At 45.6% G+C, this 21,512-nt stretch carries 19 protein-coding genes; 5 read left to right on the top strand and 14 right to left on the bottom strand.

Annotated elements, in window-relative coordinates; genetic code table 11:
* Positions 1 to 111 precede the first annotated feature (111 nt).
* The 7 genes from DSOL_RS11120 to DSOL_RS11150 form a co-directional block, all read right to left on the bottom strand.
* Positions 112 to 1,434, bottom strand: a complete 1,323-nt coding sequence (locus DSOL_RS11120; protein WP_075364925.1) for a DUF445 domain-containing protein — start codon at positions 1,432 to 1,434, stop codon at positions 112 to 114.
* Positions 1,431 to 2,654 carry a DUF445 domain-containing protein gene (locus DSOL_RS11125; RefSeq protein ID WP_075364926.1) on the bottom strand — a complete coding sequence of 408 codons (1,224 nt, stop codon included), beginning with the start codon at positions 2,652 to 2,654 and terminating at the stop codon, positions 1,431 to 1,433. The genes DSOL_RS11120 and DSOL_RS11125 overlap by 4 nt, the downstream gene beginning before the upstream one ends.
* 56 nt (positions 2,655 to 2,710) lie before the next feature.
* Positions 2,711 to 3,901 (bottom strand): MFS transporter, encoded by a 1,191-nt coding sequence (locus DSOL_RS11130; protein ID WP_075364927.1) that lies wholly within the window; start codon positions 3,899 to 3,901, stop codon positions 2,711 to 2,713.
* Positions 3,902 to 3,968: 67 nt separating this feature from the next.
* Positions 3,969 to 4,421 carry a MarR family winged helix-turn-helix transcriptional regulator gene (locus tag DSOL_RS11135; RefSeq protein ID WP_075364928.1) on the bottom strand — a complete coding sequence of 151 codons (453 nt, stop codon included), beginning with the start codon at positions 4,419 to 4,421 and terminating at the stop codon, positions 3,969 to 3,971.
* On the bottom strand, positions 4,418 to 4,606 hold the full coding sequence (locus DSOL_RS11140; protein WP_075364929.1) for a hypothetical protein: 189 nt from the start codon (positions 4,604 to 4,606) through the stop codon (positions 4,418 to 4,420). The genes DSOL_RS11135 and DSOL_RS11140 overlap by 4 nt, the downstream gene beginning before the upstream one ends.
* A gap of 291 nt (positions 4,607 to 4,897) precedes the next feature.
* Positions 4,898 to 6,136: an acyl-CoA dehydrogenase family protein gene (locus DSOL_RS11145; RefSeq protein WP_075364930.1), complete on the bottom strand. Its 1,239-nt coding sequence runs from the start codon at positions 6,134 to 6,136 to the stop codon at positions 4,898 to 4,900.
* Entirely contained in the window at positions 6,129 to 6,668 is a 540-nt protein-coding gene (locus tag DSOL_RS11150; RefSeq protein WP_083642483.1) for a MerR family transcriptional regulator, read from the bottom strand. The genes DSOL_RS11145 and DSOL_RS11150 overlap by 8 nt, the downstream gene beginning before the upstream one ends.
* Positions 6,669 to 6,789: 121 nt before the next feature.
* Here DSOL_RS11150 and DSOL_RS11155 point away from each other — a divergent pair, with 121 nt between their 5' ends.
* The 4 genes from DSOL_RS11155 (at position 6,790) to DSOL_RS11170 (ending at position 11,903) form a co-directional block, all read left to right on the top strand.
* A complete protein-coding gene (locus DSOL_RS11155) occupies positions 6,790 to 7,317 on the top strand; it encodes an NADH-quinone oxidoreductase subunit NuoE family protein (RefSeq protein WP_075364931.1) in 528 nt (175 codons plus the stop codon).
* A 28-nt stretch (positions 7,318 to 7,345) separates the two neighbouring features.
* Positions 7,346 to 9,229, top strand: coding sequence for an NADH-quinone oxidoreductase subunit NuoF (locus DSOL_RS11160; protein WP_075364932.1), 1,884 nt, complete (start codon positions 7,346 to 7,348; stop codon positions 9,227 to 9,229).
* 38 nt (positions 9,230 to 9,267) lie between these two features.
* A complete protein-coding gene (locus tag DSOL_RS11165) occupies positions 9,268 to 11,010 on the top strand; it encodes an NADH-dependent [FeFe] hydrogenase, group A6 (protein ID WP_075364933.1) in 1,743 nt (580 codons plus the stop codon).
* A gap of 137 nt (positions 11,011 to 11,147) precedes the next feature.
* Positions 11,148 to 11,903: a tRNA threonylcarbamoyladenosine dehydratase gene (locus tag DSOL_RS11170; protein WP_075364934.1), complete on the top strand. Its 756-nt coding sequence runs from the start codon at positions 11,148 to 11,150 to the stop codon at positions 11,901 to 11,903.
* 30 nt (positions 11,904 to 11,933) lie between these two features.
* On the opposite strand, the gene DSOL_RS11175 is transcribed toward DSOL_RS11170, so the two are convergent.
* From DSOL_RS11175 to hcp, 4 genes are all read right to left on the bottom strand, one after another.
* A complete protein-coding gene (locus DSOL_RS11175) occupies positions 11,934 to 12,503 on the bottom strand; it encodes a DUF5317 domain-containing protein (RefSeq protein WP_075364935.1) in 570 nt (189 codons plus the stop codon).
* A gap of 30 nt (positions 12,504 to 12,533) precedes the next feature.
* On the bottom strand, positions 12,534 to 13,814 hold the full coding sequence (locus DSOL_RS11180) for an HD-GYP domain-containing protein (RefSeq protein WP_075364936.1): 1,281 nt from the start codon (positions 13,812 to 13,814) through the stop codon (positions 12,534 to 12,536).
* Positions 13,815 to 14,083: 269 nt separating this feature from the next.
* Positions 14,084 to 14,737 carry a hypothetical protein gene (locus tag DSOL_RS11185; protein ID WP_075364937.1) on the bottom strand — a complete coding sequence of 218 codons (654 nt, stop codon included), beginning with the start codon at positions 14,735 to 14,737 and terminating at the stop codon, positions 14,084 to 14,086.
* Between the two features lie 357 nt (positions 14,738 to 15,094).
* The gene (hcp, locus tag DSOL_RS11190; RefSeq protein ID WP_075364938.1) at positions 15,095 to 16,738 is read right to left on the bottom strand and encodes a hydroxylamine reductase; all 1,644 of its coding nucleotides are present in this window, start codon (positions 16,736 to 16,738) and stop codon (positions 15,095 to 15,097) included.
* Positions 16,739 to 17,017: 279 nt separating this feature from the next.
* On the opposite strand from hcp, the gene DSOL_RS11195 reads away from it, so the two are divergent.
* A complete protein-coding gene (locus DSOL_RS11195; protein WP_075364939.1) occupies positions 17,018 to 17,770 on the top strand; it encodes a C1 family peptidase in 753 nt (250 codons plus the stop codon).
* 146 nt (positions 17,771 to 17,916) lie between these two features.
* Here DSOL_RS11195 and lpdA read toward each other — a convergent pair whose 3' ends face one another.
* Genes lpdA through DSOL_RS11210 form a run of 3 tightly spaced genes read right to left on the bottom strand, consistent with a single transcriptional unit; the run spans position 17,917 to position 21,451 of the window.
* The gene (gene lpdA, locus DSOL_RS11200) at positions 17,917 to 19,311 is read right to left on the bottom strand and encodes a dihydrolipoyl dehydrogenase (RefSeq protein ID WP_075364940.1); all 1,395 of its coding nucleotides are present in this window, start codon (positions 19,309 to 19,311) and stop codon (positions 17,917 to 17,919) included.
* A gap of 32 nt (positions 19,312 to 19,343) precedes the next feature.
* Positions 19,344 to 19,796, bottom strand: a complete 453-nt coding sequence (locus DSOL_RS11205; protein ID WP_075364941.1) for an OsmC family protein — start codon at positions 19,794 to 19,796, stop codon at positions 19,344 to 19,346.
* Between the two features lie 23 nt (positions 19,797 to 19,819).
* Positions 19,820 to 21,451, bottom strand: coding sequence for a sodium:solute symporter family protein (locus tag DSOL_RS11210; protein WP_075364942.1), 1,632 nt, complete (start codon positions 21,449 to 21,451; stop codon positions 19,820 to 19,822).
* Between the last annotated feature and the right edge of the window lie 61 nt (positions 21,452 to 21,512).

The following is a 21,512-nucleotide window of genomic DNA, read 5'->3' on the forward strand; positions in this document are numbered from 1 at the left end:
TTTTTTTTGCAGAATCCAAACATAAAGTTCTGCTCAAAATTACATATGCGCGTCGATAGACAACAGACCACTAATCTAGGGGATAACTGTTGTCTATACCTCTCCCTTTACTTAATGGGGAAATTGAGCAATAACTGGCACCAGTACCGGCATAATGATGGGGGCATAGACGAAATCCAGGAATAAGAACAAGATTAACCCCACTATCCCACCGATCATGGACCCATTGATCCGGATCCATTGAAGATCGTTCCCCGCCTTCTCTTCGATAAATTGATTGAGGTCCTGATCCGTATATGCAGCAAGGGTCTCCCTAACCATATTCCCGATCATGTCATGTTCATTTTGAATCACTCGACACAAGGTATCCGTGATAAATGAATTCATCGTTTCTTGAAGCACCATGTTTTCTTGAACGTTAACCCAATATTTTTCAACATAAGGATACACCGCCTGATAGAGTGCATTCGGCTCCAAAGGAGTTGAGGGAGAAGCAGCAAGCTCTAATGCTGTCTGCAGGAAACTCTCTAGAAGCCTTTCAAACAAAGCGTCATCCAATACGTCGTTCTTCAACAGCTCAACTTGGGCCGCAAATCCGGGATCAAAACTTAATCTCGCTAGGGAGTTCAGCAAAGTCTCTTTTAGGTTTACACGCAAAGGATGCTTATGGTCTTGAAGATTACGCAAAGTTAGAAGCAACTCCACTTGCAAAGCATCAGCAGCGTCTTCAAGATTTAATCCGTCTGACATCTCTACAAAACCCATCAGGGTGCGTAAAATTGATCCCCCATTGCTTACTTTCTCTTCTTTGATTTCCTCGAGATAACGGAAAATAACCTCACGTGTTTCCCCTTCTGATGCTTTATCCCACAATCCTTCAGCTAACCGATCTAACCCTTGGTCGATATACCCATGTTTTAAAGCCCATCCACTGGCCGCCTGCACCTTTGGCGTTAGCTTCCAAGCCTTCGCTTTAGGACGCAAAAACTCAGCAAGCTTCTCAGCAAGCTGGTCAGATTCCTGTTTTTCTGCATAACGGCGGATATAAGCCACAAGCTTGTCCGTAAGATAAACCGATCCGCCTTGCTTCTCCACGTAGTTAAGAAGGGCATCAGAAAAAGGGATTCCCTCAATCTTCTTGCGAATCACATCCACGCGCAGGAGCTCTTTTTGCACCATGGACGCCACTGCTTCAATGACCTTTTCCCGGTTACGAGGGATCAGGGCAGTATGATAGCCCCAGCCCAACGGCTTCTTGAAAATCGCCGTTACCGCAAACCAATCGGCGATTCCACCCACTAAGGCTGCTTCCGAAACAAAGTATATTAGCCTAATTCCAAAGATATTAGGGTTGAAATGCTCTAACAGCGCCGCAACCAGGAAAAGACCAAAAACAGCGGCTAATGTAATATTTGCCTTTCTTTTATAATTCATCGGAACACCACCCCTAACACGTAGATGATCATTCCAACCAGACCGCCTACTACAGACCCATTAATCCGAATCATCTGCAGGTCGTTACCAGCTTTGTCCTCAATCAGCTCTACGAGCATGTCATTGGTCAGGGGTTCTAACCCTTCACGGACCATTCGTCCAATTGTGTTATGATGATAGCCGATCTGTTTTTCGAGGAAACCTTTAACCCCTTCATCCACTTTCAACCTCAGTTCAAGATTTTGCTCAAATTTTCCTAAGTAACTGTCCCAATTGTTCGTTATCTTAGCAAGAAATCGCTCGCTAAAAGCCAGCGGATTTTCCCTGCTTCCCTTTAACTCCAGGTTTTCCAAGCCCTCATCTAAAGCCTCTAGGATAAAAAGGTTGACACGTTCTTGAAGCGAAGACTTTGTCCTAAGGTCCAACACAAAGCGGAGCAATGAATCCTTCAACCACCGCTCAACCGTACCATCCTGTAATGCAGCCATGATCTTTCCTTGGAGCCCTTGCGCTAGAACAGAGGGTGAGGGAAGAAATTTTCCGACCAATTTTCGCGTGGGATTGTCTCCGCCATACCTTGCCAAGGCTGCTTCCATCATGTCCTGGAGTGCAACACTTACTGAAGGTTGATCCACAAATTCATGAATTGCCCGGCAAATAGCAGTCAACACCCGGTCAACATCTCCGTGTTCCGACGAGAATTGGATAAGCTCAGCAAGAATTTGGGAAATGTTGATACTCTCCAAGTTTTTGTGTAACACGACCGACGCGCATCTCTTTAACTCATCCGGTTCAAGCTGGGAGACCATATCCTCAGCGAGATTGGTTAGTGTGAGATTCACAGTCTTCCGAACGTCCTGTTCAGTAAATATTCTAATTAATACACTGGAAAAATCCCATTCGGACAGTTTTCGGCGGAGGACATCTTGCGAAAGTAATTCATGCTGTACCATATCTGCCAGGGCAGCGAAAATTCGTTCCCGATTCTGAGGAATTATCTCTGTCCGAATTACTTTACTGGGCCGAATTCCCAAGGGGCGTCGAAAAAGCGCGGTTACTGCGAACCAATCAGCAAGCCCCCCGATCATCCCAGCACTACATCCACTGGAGATGAGTCCGCCCACAAAACCAGTATGAAAAGGGTAACTTAACAAAAATCCAAGGGTAATGCCCCCTAGGGTGAGGTTAGCACTCTGGGTATTATTTTTTTCTTTTGCCATTTTTATTCCACCTGCATTTTCCTTGCACGTTCATTCATCCTATTTTAGTCCATTTTCTATTCTTGTACCAGTGGCGGGTGTGCATTTACTTTAATTTTACTGCCAAAGAGTAAAACGATCAGCACTAACAGGGCCGCTCCGGTAACATAAGGTAAGCCCATACCTATTCCGAAAAGGGCTCCGCCGGTCACAGGACCCAAAATTCTCCCTAAACTTGCAAAGGATTGAAAGAGGCCTAGGGAGGCGCCTTGTCCTTGCGTGCTTTGTTTAGTAACGAGACTAGAGCTGGTTGGCACCATCAAGGAATTCCCCACCATAAAGACCACAGTGGACGCTACTAAAAAAATGATGTTCTTATAATCTGCCGATAGAATGATGAGTAAAAGACCCACCGCACATAAGACCGCCCCGGTGTTCACGAGCTTAGCATCTCCAAACTTCTTGACTAATTTGCCAATAAGTCCACCTTGGACAATGACTGCGAAGATACCCAAAATGGCAAATGTGATCCCCATGTCCCGAGGACCGAAGCCCACCTTCGCTGCTGCCAGTAAGGCAAAGGTACTCTCAAACATGGACATGGTAAAGCTCAAGACAAAATTAAAGGCAAAAAGTGCAAACAAGGGGTCTTGCAATACGGCTAAAGTAAGCCTAGGCCTTTTACGGCCCGAAAGGGCTGAGATTGGTTGCTTCAGGGATTCTGGCAGAAATGCCCAAGTGAACGGCATAAGCAATAAAGCCAACCCTCCCGCCACAAAGAAAGGCAAAGAAAAACTGTAGTGACCGAGCAAGCCGCCTAGGGCTGGACCGAAGATCATGCCAAGCCCCATCGCTGCTCCAATCAACCCCATCCCCTTCGAACGTTCCTCACCTTCCGTAATATCCGCTAAATAGGCCATGGCCGTTGGTAGTGTCGCTGAGGAGACCATTCCCGAAAGAGCACGAATTCCAATCAGCAAATATAGATTGTTCACCACCCCGAACATTAGAAAGGTTAGACCATACCCGCTCAGTCCGATAAGAATAACCGGTCGTCTACCTATACGATCGGACAGCCTACCCCAAACGGGTGCGAAAAAAAACTGCATGATGGAATAGGCAGACATAAAGATTCCTAGTGAAAGTGCTCCCCCGCCTAGCTTAGTTACAAAGAATGGAAGGATGGGAATCACGATCCCAAATCCCACCATGACTAGAAACTGAATAATTAGTAAGATTACCATTGGACCCATCAGTTTTTTCCGCATTTAAAAAACTCCTATTTCTTCATATTCTGTTCTAACGTTTGGATTAACAAAGGATTCCAATAAAGAGTCACTCCTTATCTGCTGCTAAACTATCCAGCACAGCGTTCAACTGTTCTAAGGCTTTATTAAGTTCCGCCACTTGAAGGGCATCTAGTTTTTTAAAGATCCGGACAAACTTTGTTTCTCTTTCCTTTTCAAAAGCATTTAAGGGCTCAATTCCTTGAGGAGAGAGTTGGATAAGGACCACTCGACGATCTTCCTCGCTACGAGTTCGTGTAATGAACCCTAACTTATAAAGGCGATCCACAAATCCAGTGACTGCCCCCAACGTAATCCCTAACTGTTGTGCAATATCAGAGGGTGTACAGGTTTCTCTACGTTGCAAATATTTCAGAAACATCATTTGATGCATGGATAATTCGCTCTCTTTAGGCATCAGGTAATATTGATACTTTTTCCAAACCCTCCTAAATAGAAGGTCTGTCTCTTCCATGAGAGCAACTTCTTTTTCTTCGATCACGGGTTATCACTCCTAACTTCTGCAATACAGCTGTTCAAGCGGATTTTATTTACACCGTTCACTCCGTAAGCTGCGTAGACCAAACTTAGGAAAAACTGTTCTTTCATCGGCGGGGCGGGATACAGGACGTCTCCCGCGCCAACTGAGACAAGGTCGCCTGCCACCATCCATGGTTCCGGCGACACTCGGCCATCCTTGGCCAGCGGATGTCGAATTTGGCGGGATCCCGCTTACTTGCATTAGCAGTTTTTCCTCTAGTTTGGTCTGCCGAGCGTAACGGTGGAGCGTCTGTATCGCAACTCTCCTCTCTCCTGCTAAGATTAAGGATCTATTACCGTCCTTATTATAATTCCCATAAATAGTTTATGTCAATTAGTATTTATCTCCTTCTTTTCACTTGACTTAAACCTTCCAAATTGACGCAAAAGACTCAGGTTCGAGTCCTGAGCCTGAGTCTTTTATCTCTTCATTGCCTACTATTCATAGACCTTCTCTTCGGTCAAATGCGCGTTAAGAGCATCCTCTTCGATCCTCCGATGGTTCGGCGTCTGTTTTTGCAATTCCTTATAGTATTCGTGCTGAATGATCAGATCCATCACTTCGTTGGTACCTGTCCAAATCATGATCAAGCGAACATCCCGTAAGAGCCTTTCCACTGGAAATATATTCGTGTAACCAATGCCTCCCATGATCTGCATCGCTTCATTGACGACGAACCAGGCCGTTTCGGTGGCAAATTTCTTGGCCTCAGAAACTAAGCGCCTCCCCTGGGCTGCTGGCACGCCAGAGTCAATGGCTCGAGCGGTTGTGTAGACCAAGGCGCGGGCTGCATCCAGCCGTGTGATGGAGTCCGCCACTTTAAAGCTCACTGCTTGGAAATCCTTGATTGTCTGATTAAATGCCTTGCGCTTAGTACTGTAATCTGCTGCTACTTCCAGCGCGGCCCGGGCCATACCTAATGCTCCAGCCGCACTCGTCATTCTTTCCGGGATCATCATCTGATAGAAGATTTCAGCGGCTCCGTTTTCCTTACCTAAGAGGTTTTCTTTAGGAATACGCACATCCTTGAAAACAACGCGCCCAGCTCCGCCGCCTCTGGTTCCCATGAGTCCGTAAACATGCCCTACTTCTACGCCTGGTCCCCGATCGACGATGAAAGCGCTCATACTTTCATGAGATTTGCCCTCCGGGTTGGTCTTGGCATACACCATAAAATAATCGGCCCCTTCAGCACCTACCACAAAGCGCTTTTGCCCGTTGAGAATGTAATCGTCTCCGTCTCGCACAGCTACCGTAGTGGCCCCAAAGAAATCAGACCCTCCTCGAGGTTCAGTCAGTGCTTCGGCTGTGTAGATTTTTCCCTCTAAGGTAGGTTTTAGATAGCGCCGTTTTAACTCTTCCGATCCGAAGCGAGAAAGCGCCTCCCCGACAATGGAAGGTAGCGAGTAAAGGCAGGCTAGGCTTGTTCCTAAAATTCCGATCTCCTCCAGGACCCCGATCTCATCGACCCAGTTAAGGCCCCGGCCGCCATATTCAGAAGAGAAGCGCAAGCCTAAAAGGTTAGCTTCCCCGAGGTCTTTGATGTATTCGACTGGATAAATTACTTTCTCGGCATCCATATCGAGAATTAATTGCTTGGAAACCTTCTCTTTAACAAAGGAGATCGCTTCATTTTGCAGTTCTTTTTGGGAGTCTGTCAAAAGAAAATTAAACATCGTTTTCCTCCTCGTTTCGTTTCCTTAATAACTCGGTAAATTGTTGATGGTAGTCCATTAATTCCCCTTTTAGCAGGGTGAGTTCTTGGATCTTCTCGTCAAGCTCCTGCAAGCGTTTTTCTCCATAGGCAACGGTTCTCTCCAGTTGGAGCCCCTCTGTGCGGTCAATATCATAAAGATCAAGCATTTCCTTAATTTCGGTCAGAGAAAACCCCAGCCTCTTACCTCGAAGGATTAACGTTAAACGAGCTTTCTCCCGCGGTCCGTATAATCTTTGGCTCATTTTTTCATGATGCAGTGGGGTAAGCAAACCTACTTCCTCGTAATACCGGATGGTCCTTGGAGTAATTAACAGTTCTTGGGCCAAATTCGAAATGCTCATGAATGGTTGTTCTTCGGGCAATAAATACACTTCCTTTCTAGTTCGAACTATAATGTTAGCAATATTCTGACACCAGTTGACGTAAACGTCAAGAGCGTTATTTGTCGAATTATTCTGCCTAGCCTTAATGATCCTTCGTATATATGCCATTACAACAAGGCAGTCCCCTGTTGAGCGAAAAAATCGATACTGAATAATTCTGTTCCTTTTATACGTAAATCTCGGAAAAGTGGGAAGTATAAACACAGCTCTCAATTGAAGGAGGATTCCCATGTGTGACAAAGCATTGATCACTGATCCCTATCGCCAACTGGATGACTATATTGACAGTCTCCCCTACAAAAAAGAAAATCTCATAGCGATCCTTCATCAGGCTCAGGAACTCTTTGGCTACCTACCTGACAAGGTGCAGTGGCATATCGCCCAAAAACTCGACATCCCTTCCGCCAAGGTTTATGGCGTTGTGAGTTTCTACTCCTTTTTTACCATGAAACCCCGGGGAAAACACGTAGCCAATGTTTGCATGGGCACTGCCTGTTTTGTGCGGGGAGCGGAGAAATTACAAGCAGAACTTGAAAAGCAGCTAGGGATTAAAACAGGACAAATTACTTCGGATAATCTCTTTTCCTTAGATTCTCTGCGCTGTATTGGAGCCTGTGGCCTGGCTCCAGTCATGATGGTAGACGGAGAAGTCCATGGGCGCCTTAACGAAGCGGAGGAAATAAAACAGGTTCTGGAAAAATACCGCCCGGAAAACATTCATGAACCTACCGATTCACAGGGAGGTATGAAAATGTAATCTATTTACTAAAGGAAGGGAAGCCAATATGATACTCATAAACGCCGATGCACTTAATGACTTAAAAGCTCAAAGCCGCGTTCTTCTCGAAACACGCCGCGTACTTGACCCTGTCACAACCAAGGATGCTCAAGGTCTTAAACGACACATTATGATCTGTGGGGGAACCGGATGCCATGCCTCGAGCAGTCCTCAAATTGCTAAACTCTTTGAAAAGGAGCTTAAGCAACGAGGATTGTCCGATCAGATTCAAGTTCTCCAAACAGGATGTTTTGGTTTCTGTGAAAAGGGGCCGATTGTTGAGATTCACCCCGACAAGATTCTCTATCTGGAAGTTTCCACCAATGATGTATCCGAAATTATCGAAGAGCACTTCATTCAAGGAAAACTGGTCGAACGTCTTCTCTTTACGGATCCGAACACGGAAAAGCGGATTGCTTCCGACCTACCCTTTTACCATAGCCAGTTGCGCATTGCCCTGCGCAACTGTAGCTACATAGCACCTGAAGATATCCGTGAATATATTGCTGCTGATGGGTATCAAGCTTTATCTAAGGTTCTTTTTGAAATGAATCCTGATTTGGTTATTGACGTACTAAAGAAAAGTGGTCTGCGGGGACGAGGTGGCGGAGGATTTCCCACAGGACTAAAGTGGGAACTAACGCATAAAAGCAAAGCCGATCAGCGGTATATCATTTGTAATGCCGACGAAGGAGATCCAGGTGCCTTTATGGACCGTTCCATCTTGGAAGGGGATCCCCATAGTGTTCTAGAAGCCATGCTCATCGCAGGCGCTACCATCGGCTCATCACAAGGATTTATCTATATCCGGGCGGAATATCCATTAGCCATTCATCGCTTGGAAATCGCTATTAAGCAAGCTCGAGAATACGGTTTACTTGGCAAAGGAATTTTAGGCAGTGATTTTTGTTTTGATGTTGAGATTAAATACGGGGCAGGGGCTTTTGTCTGTGGAGAAGAGACAGCCCTTATTCATTCAATTGAAGGAACTCGGGGGGAGCCTTCCGTCAAACCCCCCTTCCCTGCCCAAAAAGGGTTATGGGGCAAGCCAACCTGTGTCAATAACGTGGAAACATTGGCAAACATCCCCCCCATAATTTTAAAGGGAGCCGACTGGTATGCCGGAATTGGTACGGAAAAAAGCAAAGGAACCAAGGTGTTTGCCTTGGCTGGAAAAGTTAACAATGTAGGACTTGTCGAAGTCCCCATGGGAACGACCCTCCGACAAATTATCTTTGAGATTGGTGGGGGAATCAAACACCATAAAGCCTTTAAAGCCGCGCAAACCGGAGGCCCATCTGGCGGATGTATACCAACCCAGTATTTGGATACCCCTATTGATTATGAATCCTTAATTGCTATTGGCTCCATGATGGGCTCCGGGGGACTTATTGTCATGGATGAAAGTGATTGTATGGTCAATATCGCCAAGTTCTTCCTCGAATTCACGGTGGACGAGTCTTGTGGCCGTTGCACTGCCTGCCGAGTTGGTACCAAACGTCTTCATGAGATTCTCTCCAAAATCACGGAAGGCAAGGGGACACTTGATGATTTGGATCAACTGGAAAAACTAGGCAAGATCATTAAAGACACTTCCCTGTGTGGACTTGGGCAAAGTGCCCCTAATCCCATCCTTTCCACAATTGAATATTTCCGAGACGAATATCTTGCCCATATTGTCGATAAAACCTGTCCGGCTGGAGTTTGTAAGAGCTTGCTAAAGTATCACATCACCGACAAATGCAAAGGGTGTACTCTTTGCACAAAACACTGCCCCGCAGGTTGCATCACAGGCTCAGCTAAGGAGCGTCACATTATCGATGAAGAACGCTGCCTAAAATGTGGTGCATGCATGGAGAAATGTCGATTTGGCGCCATCATTCGCCAATAAGGTATCCTTATAAGGCATCCCTAAAGGAGGAACTCCGGATGGATATTCAACTGACTATTAACGATATACCCCTTACCGTACCAGAAGGAATGTCAATTCTCGACGCAGCCCGAACGATAAACATTGACATTCCAACCTTGTGCTACCTCAATCTTCATGAGATGCGCCTCAATAATCACATCGCTTCCTGCCGAGTGTGCGTGGTCGAAGTTGAGGGTCGACGTAATTTGGCCCCCTCCTGTTCAACCCCAGTAGTCAGTGGCATGGTCGTTAAAACGGATACGCTACGTGCCATCCAGGCCAGACGAACCATGGTTGAACTCCTACTTTCTGACCATCCGAAATCGTGTTTAACCTGTACTAAAAACCTGGATTGTGACCTCCAATCTCTTGCTGCAGATCTAGGCGTGCGGAATATCACCTATGAAGGGGAAGAATCTGAGTTTGAAATCGATAAATCCAGTTTAGCCATTGTCCGAGATCCTAACAAATGTATTCGTTGCCGACGCTGTGAAACGATGTGCAACGATGTTCAAACGGTTGGCGTTTACTCTGCCGTGGGGCGCGGTTTCGAAACGGTGGTTAAAACAGCCTTCGATTTACCTCAACACGACACCTCTTGTACATTCTGTGGACAATGTGTTGCGGTATGTCCAACTGGTGCTTTGATGGAACTGGATCAAGTCGACAAGGTTTGGAAAGCCCTTAACGATACAAACCGCTACGTTATTGTCGAAACGGCACCCGCCGTACGGGTCGCCCTCGGGGAAGGGTTCGGGCTAGAACCAGGGACGATTGTCACTGGCAAAATGGTTGCCGCTCTCCGGAGACTTGGGTTTGACCGTGTCTTCGATACGGAGTTCGGGGCTGACGTGACGATTATGGAGGAAGCCACCGAGCTGATTCACCGTATTGAACACGGCGGACGTCTACCTATTCTCACCAGTTGTTGTCCTGCTTGGGTCAAATTCTTTGAACATCAATTTCCGGATTTATTGGACATCCCCTCAACCTGCAAATCCCCCCATCAAATGTTAGGAGTTTTGTCTAAAAGCTATTATGCAGAGACCTATGGGATCGATCCTAAGAAAATTACCGTTGTCTCAATCATGCCTTGCATTGCCAAAAAATACGAAGCAGCTCGCCCAGAACTGGGGCAAGACCCGGTCACCCCGGATGTGGACATCGTCATCACCACCCGAGAACTTTCACGTATGATTCGGGAGGCTGGCATTCATTTCGATCACCTTAAAGACGAAGAATTTGACCACCCCTTAGGGGAATCCACGGGTGCTGCCGTGGTTTTTGGTACAACTGGCGGTGTGATCGAAGCTGCCCTGCGAACTGCTTATGAGTGGATAACCGGTCAACCGCTGGAGAAAGTGGAATTTGAAGCTCTACGAGGAATGGACGGGATTAAGGAAGCAGTCATCCCGATAAGTGGGCGCGATTTTCGAATTGCGGTCACACACGGCTTAGGTAATGCTCGTACCATCCTAGAAAAGATACAGTCCGGCGATGCCCATTATGATGCCATCGAGATCATGGCCTGTCCCGGGGGCTGCATTGGGGGCGGCGGACAACCTTATCACCATGGCAACCTGGAAATCCTTGAAGCGCGAGCTAACGCCATTTATCAAGAGGACCGCTCCAAGCCCTTGAGAAAATCGCACGAAAACCCGGCAGTCATCGCTCTGTATAAAGATTTCATCGGCGAGCCTTACGGAGAAAAGGCACATCAATTGCTCCACACCAGCTTTACGCAACGTAGGAAAATTTAGTGATTTTCTGCTAAAAAAGGGGCTGTCTCAAAATAGAAATGTGATTTCTAAGAAGAGGCAGCTTCTTTCCACTGCTTAGCCTTTGCTCTTTGGGTGTGATAAAATAAAATAAACAAAATCTATTGGTGGAGGAAATAATGCAACACGAATTCTCGAGAACTGAACTTCTAATAGGAACCAATGGGTTAGAAACGCTTCGCCAGAGCACTGTCATGATTTTTGGAGTCGGGGGGGTCGGCTCATACACCGTGGAAGCACTGGCCCGTGCTGCTGTCGGTCATTTAATTTTAGTTGACTTTGACGAAATTAGTATTACTAATCTTAACCGCCAAATCCATGCTCTCCACTCCACGATCGGCGAAGCCAAAGTTGAGGTCATGAAACGCCGAATTTTGGAGATCAATCCCGAAGCCATGGTCGAAACCATTCGGGAATTCTGCTCCGCCACGAATGCCGATCGACTACTGGATCGAAAGTTAGACTACGTTGTCGATGCCATCGATACCGTTTCTAGCAAAGTAAATTTAGCCAAAGAATGTTCGCTCCGTAAAATTCCCTTGATCTCAAGTATGGGAGCCGGAAACCGTCTTACAGCGGAGAATTATAGAGTAACCGACATTTCCAAGACCAGCGGAGATCCACTGGCTAAGGCAATGCGCAAATTGCTACGCAAAGAAGGTATCACAACAGGGATTAAAGTCGTGTCTTGCCCAGACCTTCCACTCACCCCACTCTCCATGAAAGCCGATTCTCAAAATGACTGCCTCTGTTCGAGCGATGATGAAATCAGTATTGAAAAGCGCCAAATACCTGGAAGCATTTCCTTTGTTCCATCCGTTGTTGGACTGCTGATAGCCGGGGAAGTGATACGAGATCTTTTGCAAGCCGAATAGTTCCTTTTCATTCATTGTAAGGAGTGAGGTTCATACCTCACTCCCTTTTACTTCTATGGCAATGTTGTCACGATTTCTCATTGTTTTATAAACTAGAAAAAAACAGCCGATATCGATCACGATATCCCCGACGCTGAACACTTGTTTTTGCAGTCCCGGAATATCTAGATAAAACCGATCTGCTAAAAAGCTCAGGTGGGTCGTCGATGTCATCAAGCCATGAGTTCCCTGGCCTGCTAGGAGAGCTACACGGATGGTCTCCGGAAGAAAGGAGGGATCCACGGGCATTAATCCTCCGTTCAGGAAGATTACAATAGTATTAAGTAAAATCCCCAAGGTAATCCAGCGTATTCCGGGCAGTGATCTATTCCTCAGGGTAAAAAATAACAATAAAAAATAGGACACTGTATCAAGCGCTGGACTAAGCCAACTGGGACCTAATCCGATTCCTCTAACAGCGGCCCAATAGACGCCACTTTGTATCAATAAAGCCAAAGGGACCAACCAAAATTCTCGCAGGGCGAGTTCTCCTAAGCGGCTCAATTTTCCCCCGCGTAAAAGGCTTATGAATAAAGCAAAAATCAAGGTTTCTATGAGCATACTTCACCTCTTATGCTTCCAAAAATTCGCTTAAGCAATTTGCACTTGCTCAGCACTGACCATTCGGGATGCCGATTCACTGGTAACCACTTTGCAGAAAACTTCCACCAACGCCGGATCTAATTGTGATCCAGCGACTCTTTTCAACTCAACCAGGGCCTCCTCATGTGTACTGCCTTTGCGGTAACTCCGATCGGACGTAATCGCATCATACGTATCTGCCACAGCAATGATCCGGGATTCCAAAGGAATTTCTTCCCCTTTTATTCGATCCGGATACCCCGTCCCATCATAGCGCTCGTGGTGATGACGGACCACTTGTCCTATATCAAACATAAATTTAATCCCTTTGATAATCGTTTGACCAATGACCGGATGGCTGCGAATGGCTTCCCACTCCGAATCCAGCAGTTTCTCCTCTTTATTCAGGATTACTTCGCTGACCCCAATCTTGCCCACATCATGCAACACGGCGGCATATTTAAGAGACTCTATCTTGTCTTCACTCATTTTGATTGCTTCTCCTATAGCTACTGCCAATTTCCCGACTCTAGCAGAATGTCCACTTGTGTACGTGTCCTTCGCTTCCAGTGCCTGGACCAAAGCTTCAACCGTGCTGAGATAATTTTCTCGCATGTCCATATAGAGTTGGAAAGAATGGCGAGAAGCTAAGAGTGGTATAAAGAGTAGGAGAAGTCCCAGTGGACCCCAATTTCTGTAGAGCAAAGCCAATAAAAATCCAAGGGGAACGAGTGCAATAAAATTGGGCATGCCCCAACGCAAATTACTGACCCATATTGACCACGGCGATTTACATAAAATAAATCCTAATGCAATAACCACAATTATGGTGTTAATTGCCATGTAAACAGTTGCCGCAATTATATACAATATAAAGAGTTTAAAATCTGATTGAGACGAAGAAGAATTGAAAAAATTCATAACCCCATATCCTGCAGCTAAGGACAAGACATATTGGGACGCATTAAACACTCGCTTAAAAAGAGGTTGCTCTGAAGCGACCTTACCAAAAATAATCAGGCCCGACAAAGCCATTGCCGTTAGCGTCACTCCTATAGGGAACAAGATCAGTGAAGAAAGGAAAATACAATAACTAACCGTTACATACCCCCCTTTCGGTAGGGCAACGGGTAAGGATTCACTGGCAATCGCAAGCGTCCCAAAGACTAAAAGATTAATCAGCTGTGCCGTATCCCAATCCGTATGGATGATATTCCATACCAAAACTATTGCGCCACAGACAGTTACTAGTGTAAAAAACGGTTTAAATTTCTTCGGTAAACCTTCCATTAGCCACCTCTTATAAATATTGGCCAACTACTTTACAACTAGATTCTCCAGGTTGCTCCACCTGCAAGAACGAGAGTTACGAGAACTGTAATAGCTTTGAATAATTTGCTCATTTGCGGTAAACCTCCTTGATTTTTATTTATCCAAGGGACAGTTTAACCGCTTCGCTCTTATTCCGTTCCGCTGTTTTTTCCGCTTCGCTATGTAGGGAATTAAACCGGGAGCACTTCAAAATCTAATTGTTTAGTAAGTCGGCCAAAGTTAGCAGATTAATCGTTTCTGAGAAACCGTAGTTTCCGATTAACGGCATCGAGGGTTGCCTTAACGACAGCTTCCCGATCATCGTTTCTGACCAAAGCACATCCGGTAAGGGGTTGTTCACCCGTGGGGGCGATCATGGTTATGGAAACTAAAGCAATCTGATGCTTTGCTAATTGAGTAATTACAACATCCTCTGTGACAAAAAGAAATTTATCCAAGGTGAGAGGAGAAAGTGCTTTTATTGTTGCATCTACGAATAAGCGCAACTTGTTGTGAGTTGAGGATGGGCCTTGAGCCAACCCTTCCATAAGCTTGTCTCCCGTTAACAATTCGACCCTAACTTCAGCCATCCCATTAACGGTTCTAAGTGTCACTCCCACCAACTTGGGTCGCGTTGACTCTACGATGGCAGAGGTTCCTTCCTCATCATCTCCTAATTGGGCTACACTGATCTTCTTATGATCAATTTGTAAATCAAATTGAGCCGCTAGGATTGACTCCACATCCCTGACAATCTGCTTAGGAGCTCGTCCTGAACCTGCCAGAATATGAACTTCTTCGATTTCCCCATGACTATTAACATTGATTCGAGCAGCTATCACAGCTTTGATTTGTTTTATCGCCTGCTCCCAATCTTGAGTTGAACTTGTCCCATCTGACATGACGACACTCCTCAGCAATCTAAATGTATCTATTCTCACAATGAACTATTTTCGACGCTCGTCACGGTATTCCTCCCTTCGATTTAGTAAGTGTACCAAAACTTTCATCTTTTTCTCTAAATTTAAACACGAAAGTACAATAAAGCTTGGATTTTTTTCTTTGGACCAAACAGATCCTCAAGGCGCTACTCAACTTCGGGTCGAATAGTGCAAGTTTGGGGACGGTTCTCGGCTTGCATGCAAGCCAAGAACCGTCCCCAAACTTGCACAAACTTGCACGCAAAAAGGGACTGCCTTTTTCAATGAAAGGCAGTCCCTTTTTAAAGGTTCGAGTATTAAATTAATTTGTGCTAATTATTACGCCATGAAGATTTTGAGGTCGTCTTCAACGTTGGTGATGCCAGCAATACCGAAGTTTTCCACTAAGACTTTCGCTACATTAGGGGATAAGAAAGCCGGAAGTGTCGGTCCTAAGTGAATGTTTTTTACGCCCAGGTACAGTAGGGCTAGTAAAACGATAACTGCTTTTTGCTCGTACCAAGCAATGTTATAGGAGATTGGGAGTTGGTTGACATCGTCGAGACCGAACACTTCTTTGAGTTTCAAGGCGATGACTGCTAAAGAATAGGAGTCATTACATTGTCCAGCATCGAGAACTCTCGGAATACCACCGATATCCCCTAAGTTAAGTTTATTATATTTGTATTTTGCACACCCTGCCGTGAGGATCACGGTGTCTTTAGGCAATGCTTCCGCAAAATTAGTGTAGTAGTCACGACTCTTCATGCGGCCATCGCACCCAGCCATGACGAAGAAGCGTTTAATGGCTCCCGTCTTCACAGCATCCACGACTTTGTCAGCAAGCGCTAGGACTTGATTGTGGGCGAATCCCCCGACAATTTCGCCAGTTTCGATTTCAGTCGGTGCCGGACATTTCTTGGCATGTTCGATGAGGGCTGAGAAATCCTTAGCCTTTCCATCTGCTCGGTCAGCGATGTGTTTAATCCCTTCAAAGCCGACAACACCGGTGGTGTAAAGGCGATCTTTATAGGAATCTTTCGGAGGAACAAGGCAGTTGGTGGTCAAGAAAATAGGTCCATTGAAAGAGTCGAATTCTTTGTCTTGTTTGTACCAAGCATTACCGTAGTTCCCCACAAAGTTTTCGTATTTCTTAAAGGCAGGATAATAGTGAGCCGGGAGCATCTCGCCGTGGGTATAGACATCGACGCCGGTTCCTTGGGTTTGGATGAGTAATTCTTCAAGATCTTTCAAATCATGACCGCTGATAAGAATGGCAGGGTTGTTTCTGACCCCGATGTTTACTTTGGTGAGTTCAGGGTTGCCGTAGGTCGTGGTGTTGGCTTTATCCAAAAGGGCCATAACATCGACACCGTATTTCCCTGCTTCTAAGACTAGGGCAACGAGGGCATCAGCTGAGAGCGTATCATCAAGAGTAGCTGCCAGTGCTTTTTCAATGAACGCAAAGATCCCATCTTCTTTATAGGTTAGAGTATAGGCGTGTTCGGCATAAGCAGCAATCCCTTTTAAGCCATAAGTCAGTAATTCTCTGAGTGAACGAACATCTTCGTTTTCGGTCTTTAATACGCCAACAAGTTCAGCTTTCTTTTCGAATTCATCTGCAGACGCAGTCCAAGTTGCGGCATCATTTAAGACTGCTGGAATTGCTCCGCCAGCTTTAATGATTTCTTGCTTGAGTTCTTCACGGAGGGTGAGGCCTTCTTGAATTCGTTCCACAAAACGATTTTTATCGAAATTGGCATTTGTAATCGTACTGAAGAGACTTTCCATAATGAATTTATCGATTTCCGGGCGGACAATGTTCAGCTCACGGGCTTGAACAGCATAAATGGAGATCCCTTTTAAGGTGTAGATCAGAAGGTCTTGCAAATTAGCAACATTTTCGGTTTTTCCGCAGACCCCTCTAAGTGTACAACCCGAACCTTTAGCGGTTTCCTGACATTGATAACAAAACATGCTCATTTCAAATTTCCTCCTAAATTTTATTTAAATATTTTTTGCTTAACTCAACTGCGACTAAGGTTAGTTTAAAGCAATTCTGAGTATGTTACTGTGATTATGAGGATTGGTTTGGTGTGAGAAAAGTCACACCGTATTTTATCGCTAGCTAACCCTCTACCACTTCCATGCACAAATGGGGACGACCATTCGTACAATACATTATACTGGCTTGGCGTCGAGACCCTTTAGGAGCTGGAGGTTCGACGCTACTCAATCAAAGATGAATAGCGAGGGAGAAAAATGGCCAAAAGAGTCTACAAACTAAAACCTGACACTGAAGATCTACGTGACAGAGTTTTTCGGGCTACTCTCTATAAAACCAAACTAGTCCTACCGAAGAGTGTAGACCTCCGGTCCGGTTGTTCACAGGTAGTTGACCAAGGAGAGTTGGGAAGTTGCACTGCCAATGCAATTGCCAGTGGTTTACGAGAATACTGGGAGATCGGAGCAGGTAAACTTACCTTGCTAAGCCGCTTGTGGCTTTATTGGGAAGAGCGAACTATAGAAGGCACAGTAAATGAAGATGCCGGAGCTCTTATACGCGACGGCATGAAAGTCCTGCAACAGATGGGGTGCGCTCCGGAGGCAGATTGGCCTTATGACATCCGAAAGTTCACGCAAACACCGCCTGAGAAGGCTTCCATGGATGCATCAGAGTTTAAAATCTCCGAATATCACAGAGTGACAAACTTGACCACACTCAAGACCGCCTTAGCTGAAGGCTATCCAGTCGTTATTGGTATTAAGGTCTACCAAAGTTTTGAATCCGACCAAGTGGCAAAGAGCGGGATTGTTCCCCTTCCGAAACGCTGGGAGCAATTCTTAGGGGGCCACGCTGTCTTGGCTGTGGGTTATGACGATGCTAAGTTTAAAGGCCAAGGCTTCGTAATTTGCCGAAATTCATGGGGCGAGAACTGGGGAGAAAAAGGTTATTTCTATCTTCCATATGGCTATTTTAATAGCTATGTCACCGATATGTGGACCGGGAAATAGGCAATTAGACAGGACAACAAGTAACAGCCTGTTATGCCGCAAGAAATTAAAGCGAAGGTTCTCGCCCTAAAATGCGAGAACCTTCGCTTAAGTCCGCGTCCACAACAAGGCAGACGCAAGTTCGTGTAGAGTAGAGGCGAGCCTCGTTATTTCCCACTATAAATTAGTTTTACCGCTTGCTCCGCTGCTTCCATCAAGGTTTCCGGGAGAGACGGATGAGCATGAATGGTGTCCGCGATATCTTCCACCGTAGCCCCTAACTTAATGGCCAGTGCTCCCTCGGAAATAAGGCTTGTGGCCTGAGGGCCAAGGATATGCACTCCGAGTATTTTGCCGCTACAAGCCTCAGCAACAATTTTAACCAACCCCTTATTTTCCCCCATGGCCAGAGCCTTACCGCTACTAATGAACTGGGACTTCCCAACAACGATCTTAATCCCCTCGTTTTTAGCCTGTTCTTCAGTAATACCAACGGTAGCTAGCTCCGGTGTAGTATAAATACAGCTGGGCACAACGCTATAGTTCATTTGTTTTTGACCGCCCATGGCATTTACAGCAGCCGCTGATCCTTCTGCAGAAGCAACATGAGCTAGTAAAATACCCCCTATTACATCCCCGATAGCATAAATATGCTGAATATTTGTTTCCATTTTGGAGTTAACCGCAATTTTCTCCCCTTCCATTCGAATCCCTATTTCCTCCAAGCCTAGGTTTTCGCAATCCGGACGCCGTCCCACAGCCACCAGAACTTTGTCCACCTGAATCTTTTTGATCCCTTGCGGTGTCTCTACATTCACCAAGAGGCCCTCTTCAGATTTATTAATTTCAGCCACCTTTGCTTCAGTTAAAATCGCGATTTTTTCCCTGGTCATCATTTTTTTCAAATCGCCACTTACCTCTTCATCGGCGAAAGGCAAAATCCTGTCCCTTGCCTCAACAAGGGTAACCTTGGCACCAAGTTTTTGATAAATACTAGCGAATTCTACACCGATCGCTCCCCCGCCAATGATTAAGAGGCTGGAGGGTATGCTTTCTAAGCTTAACGCATGGTCACTATCCATAATCCATTGCTCATCAGGTTCTAGGCCCGGGATCACGGCCGGCTTGGACCCTGTGGCAATAATGATGTTTCGTGTTCGGAGAATAAGCTGCCCGGACAAGGTGGAAATTGTTACTTCACCTTGTCCAGTAATTCTTCCTGCTCCCTTGAAAATTGAAATCTTGTGGCTCTTCATGAGGAATTCCACACCAGTGTTAAGACGTTTTATAATCGCCTTTTTTCGGTCCAACATTTTTTCCAAAGACACTTCTTCTTGGCCGGTTTCCACCCCGAACTCCTTGGCCTTTTTAACAATCTCGAGCACTTCGGTAGATTTTAACAAGGTCTTGGTGGGGATACATCCCTGATTCAGACAGGTCCCCCCTAAGGCTTCCTTTTCAACAAGCGCTACCTTACCACCTAGGGCGCTCGCTTTGGCGGCGGCGGTATATCCGCCGGGTCCGCCGCCAATAACAATTACATCAAACATCTCGCTCGTCATTTATCTGACTAATCCTCCTGCTCATCCCTCATTTATTTGGTTGGACTAATCGGTTCATACTTGTAGGCCGTGCCATTAATCTCTATGGAACAGGTAATCTCTGCTACTTTGTTCATCATATTCGCCGCCGAACAGTAGACTTGCTCAGCCATTTGTATGGCTTTCGTCACCTTTTCGATCGGAATGCTCTCCCCACTTAACCGATATATCATCTGGATATCGCTAAAAACCATGGGGTGTTCTTTCACCCTATTTCCATTAACTTCAACGTCTAAACGTTCATATGCCACTCTCATTTTATTAAGAATATGGCCAACCTCAATACCTGTGCAACCACCAAGAGACATAAGCATTAAATCCATGGGTCTTGTGCCTTCGTTTTTCCCACCGTAAATATCGGACGCATCCATAGGGACCTTAAATCCATTATTATCAGCACCTACAAATTTCATATTTCCTTCCCAAGTAACGTTTACTTGTGACATAAATTACCTCTCCCTTTTATAAATTACTTTGCTACACAACTTTCTTCGGAGGTTTCTATTCCCTCTTCCACCTTTGTCGTAAGAGAAAGCGTCATAATGAAAGCCCCTAAGACAACCAAGAAAAACGCCAGCCCAAATAGTCCCTTGGTATATAACCAATTGAATCCAATAGCGATGGATAAGAGTGCCAACGCTCCCACGAGAGCCCCAATCAACGCTGCCTTCTTACGAACGGTTGTAAGCGAGCCACCGACTTTGTACTTTCCTGCCTGTTCTATGAGAGTGACTAACACCATGGCCAACATATTGACTGACATTCCGAAGAATACAGGGTGAATGTTGTAATAAAATTTAACGGGATCCCAATGTCCCAGGGCATACCAGCTTAAACCGGAGATGAAGCCTAGGACTAGAGAAGCGGCAGCTGCCCGTTTTGTCCCCAGTGGCCAAAATAGTGCCGCAACTACAGGGGCGAAGGTTGCACCATTTCGCAGGGTCCAGGCAAATACATTCCACCAGGCAGCTTGGTCACTGCGCAGAAAAGCAAGCACAATCATGATTAGAGTCAGCACAACTAAGGACCACTTGGTATAGGTTACTTTTTGATTGTCGCTAAGCGACGGATTAATGGCACCAGTTACGTCACGTCCTAAACTGGTAGCACCCGAAAACTGACACGAAGCTCCCCACCCCAAGGCACAGGCCCAAATACCGAGGAAGAACAACCCAACAAGCGGAGCAGGTAAAACCGTTGCCAGATATTTTGGAATCATAACCATACCATGAGCCCCTCCTGGCAACACGACTTGCGCAGCCAATCCGAAAAGAACTCCAAAGAAGACAAACAAGAAATTTGCGCTAAAGGCCATCAACATACCCTTTCGCCCCTCTTCCGGAGTGCGACAGGATAATGCCATTTGAAAAGCAGCTTGAGCGAGCAATACGTTAATAATAAACGTAGCAAACCAAGAAATAATCACCTGCAGCCCTACATTTGTGGGACTATACATACTCGGATTAATCACTGCCAGATGCTTTAGTCCCTCAATTCCAGGATTTATAAATACGGCTATCCCACCGATGATAAACATGATAAAGAACATAATCGTGTTGGCTGTCTGTGTCATCACCACTGACCACATACCACCGGCCTGTAGATAAATCAGTAGTAGTACTGCCGCAAAGGCAACCGAGATGGTAATGGGGATATTAGTAAAGGCACTGACTGCTGAAGCAAAAGACAATGCTGTAGCTACTGACCACATCGGAAAAGTAAAAGCAGTAATTGCCCCGGCAATCCCCATTGATAGCCGCCCAAAGGTGTCCCCAATCATACCACTGACTGTTACCATCATGCGTCTACGGAACGTTCCAATTAACACCACTGCGATAATTAGAACATGAACCATTTCTGCAATCCCATACCAACCTGCGGATATCCCTTTAAGATACGATAACTCCATAATTGAAATAAACGATGAACCAGAAAACAAGCCTGTAATACATACAAAAACCATCCAAGGCTTAAAATTACGCCCACCCACCCAGTAACTCTCTCCGCTCGTGGCTTTCTTTTTAACAATATTGCCCAAAATAATTAAGATTGTGGTATAGACAAGGGCCAAACCGATAATCCACGCACCATATGAGCTCATAAACCTTCCTCCTCATGATTGCTAAGATAATATTTCCGAAATGAGGGATTTTAAATTAAAA

This window comes from Desulfosporosinus metallidurans (genome assembly GCF_001936615.1).
Classification (GTDB): Bacteria; Bacillota; Desulfitobacteriia; order Desulfitobacteriales; family Desulfitobacteriaceae; genus Desulfosporosinus; species Desulfosporosinus metallidurans.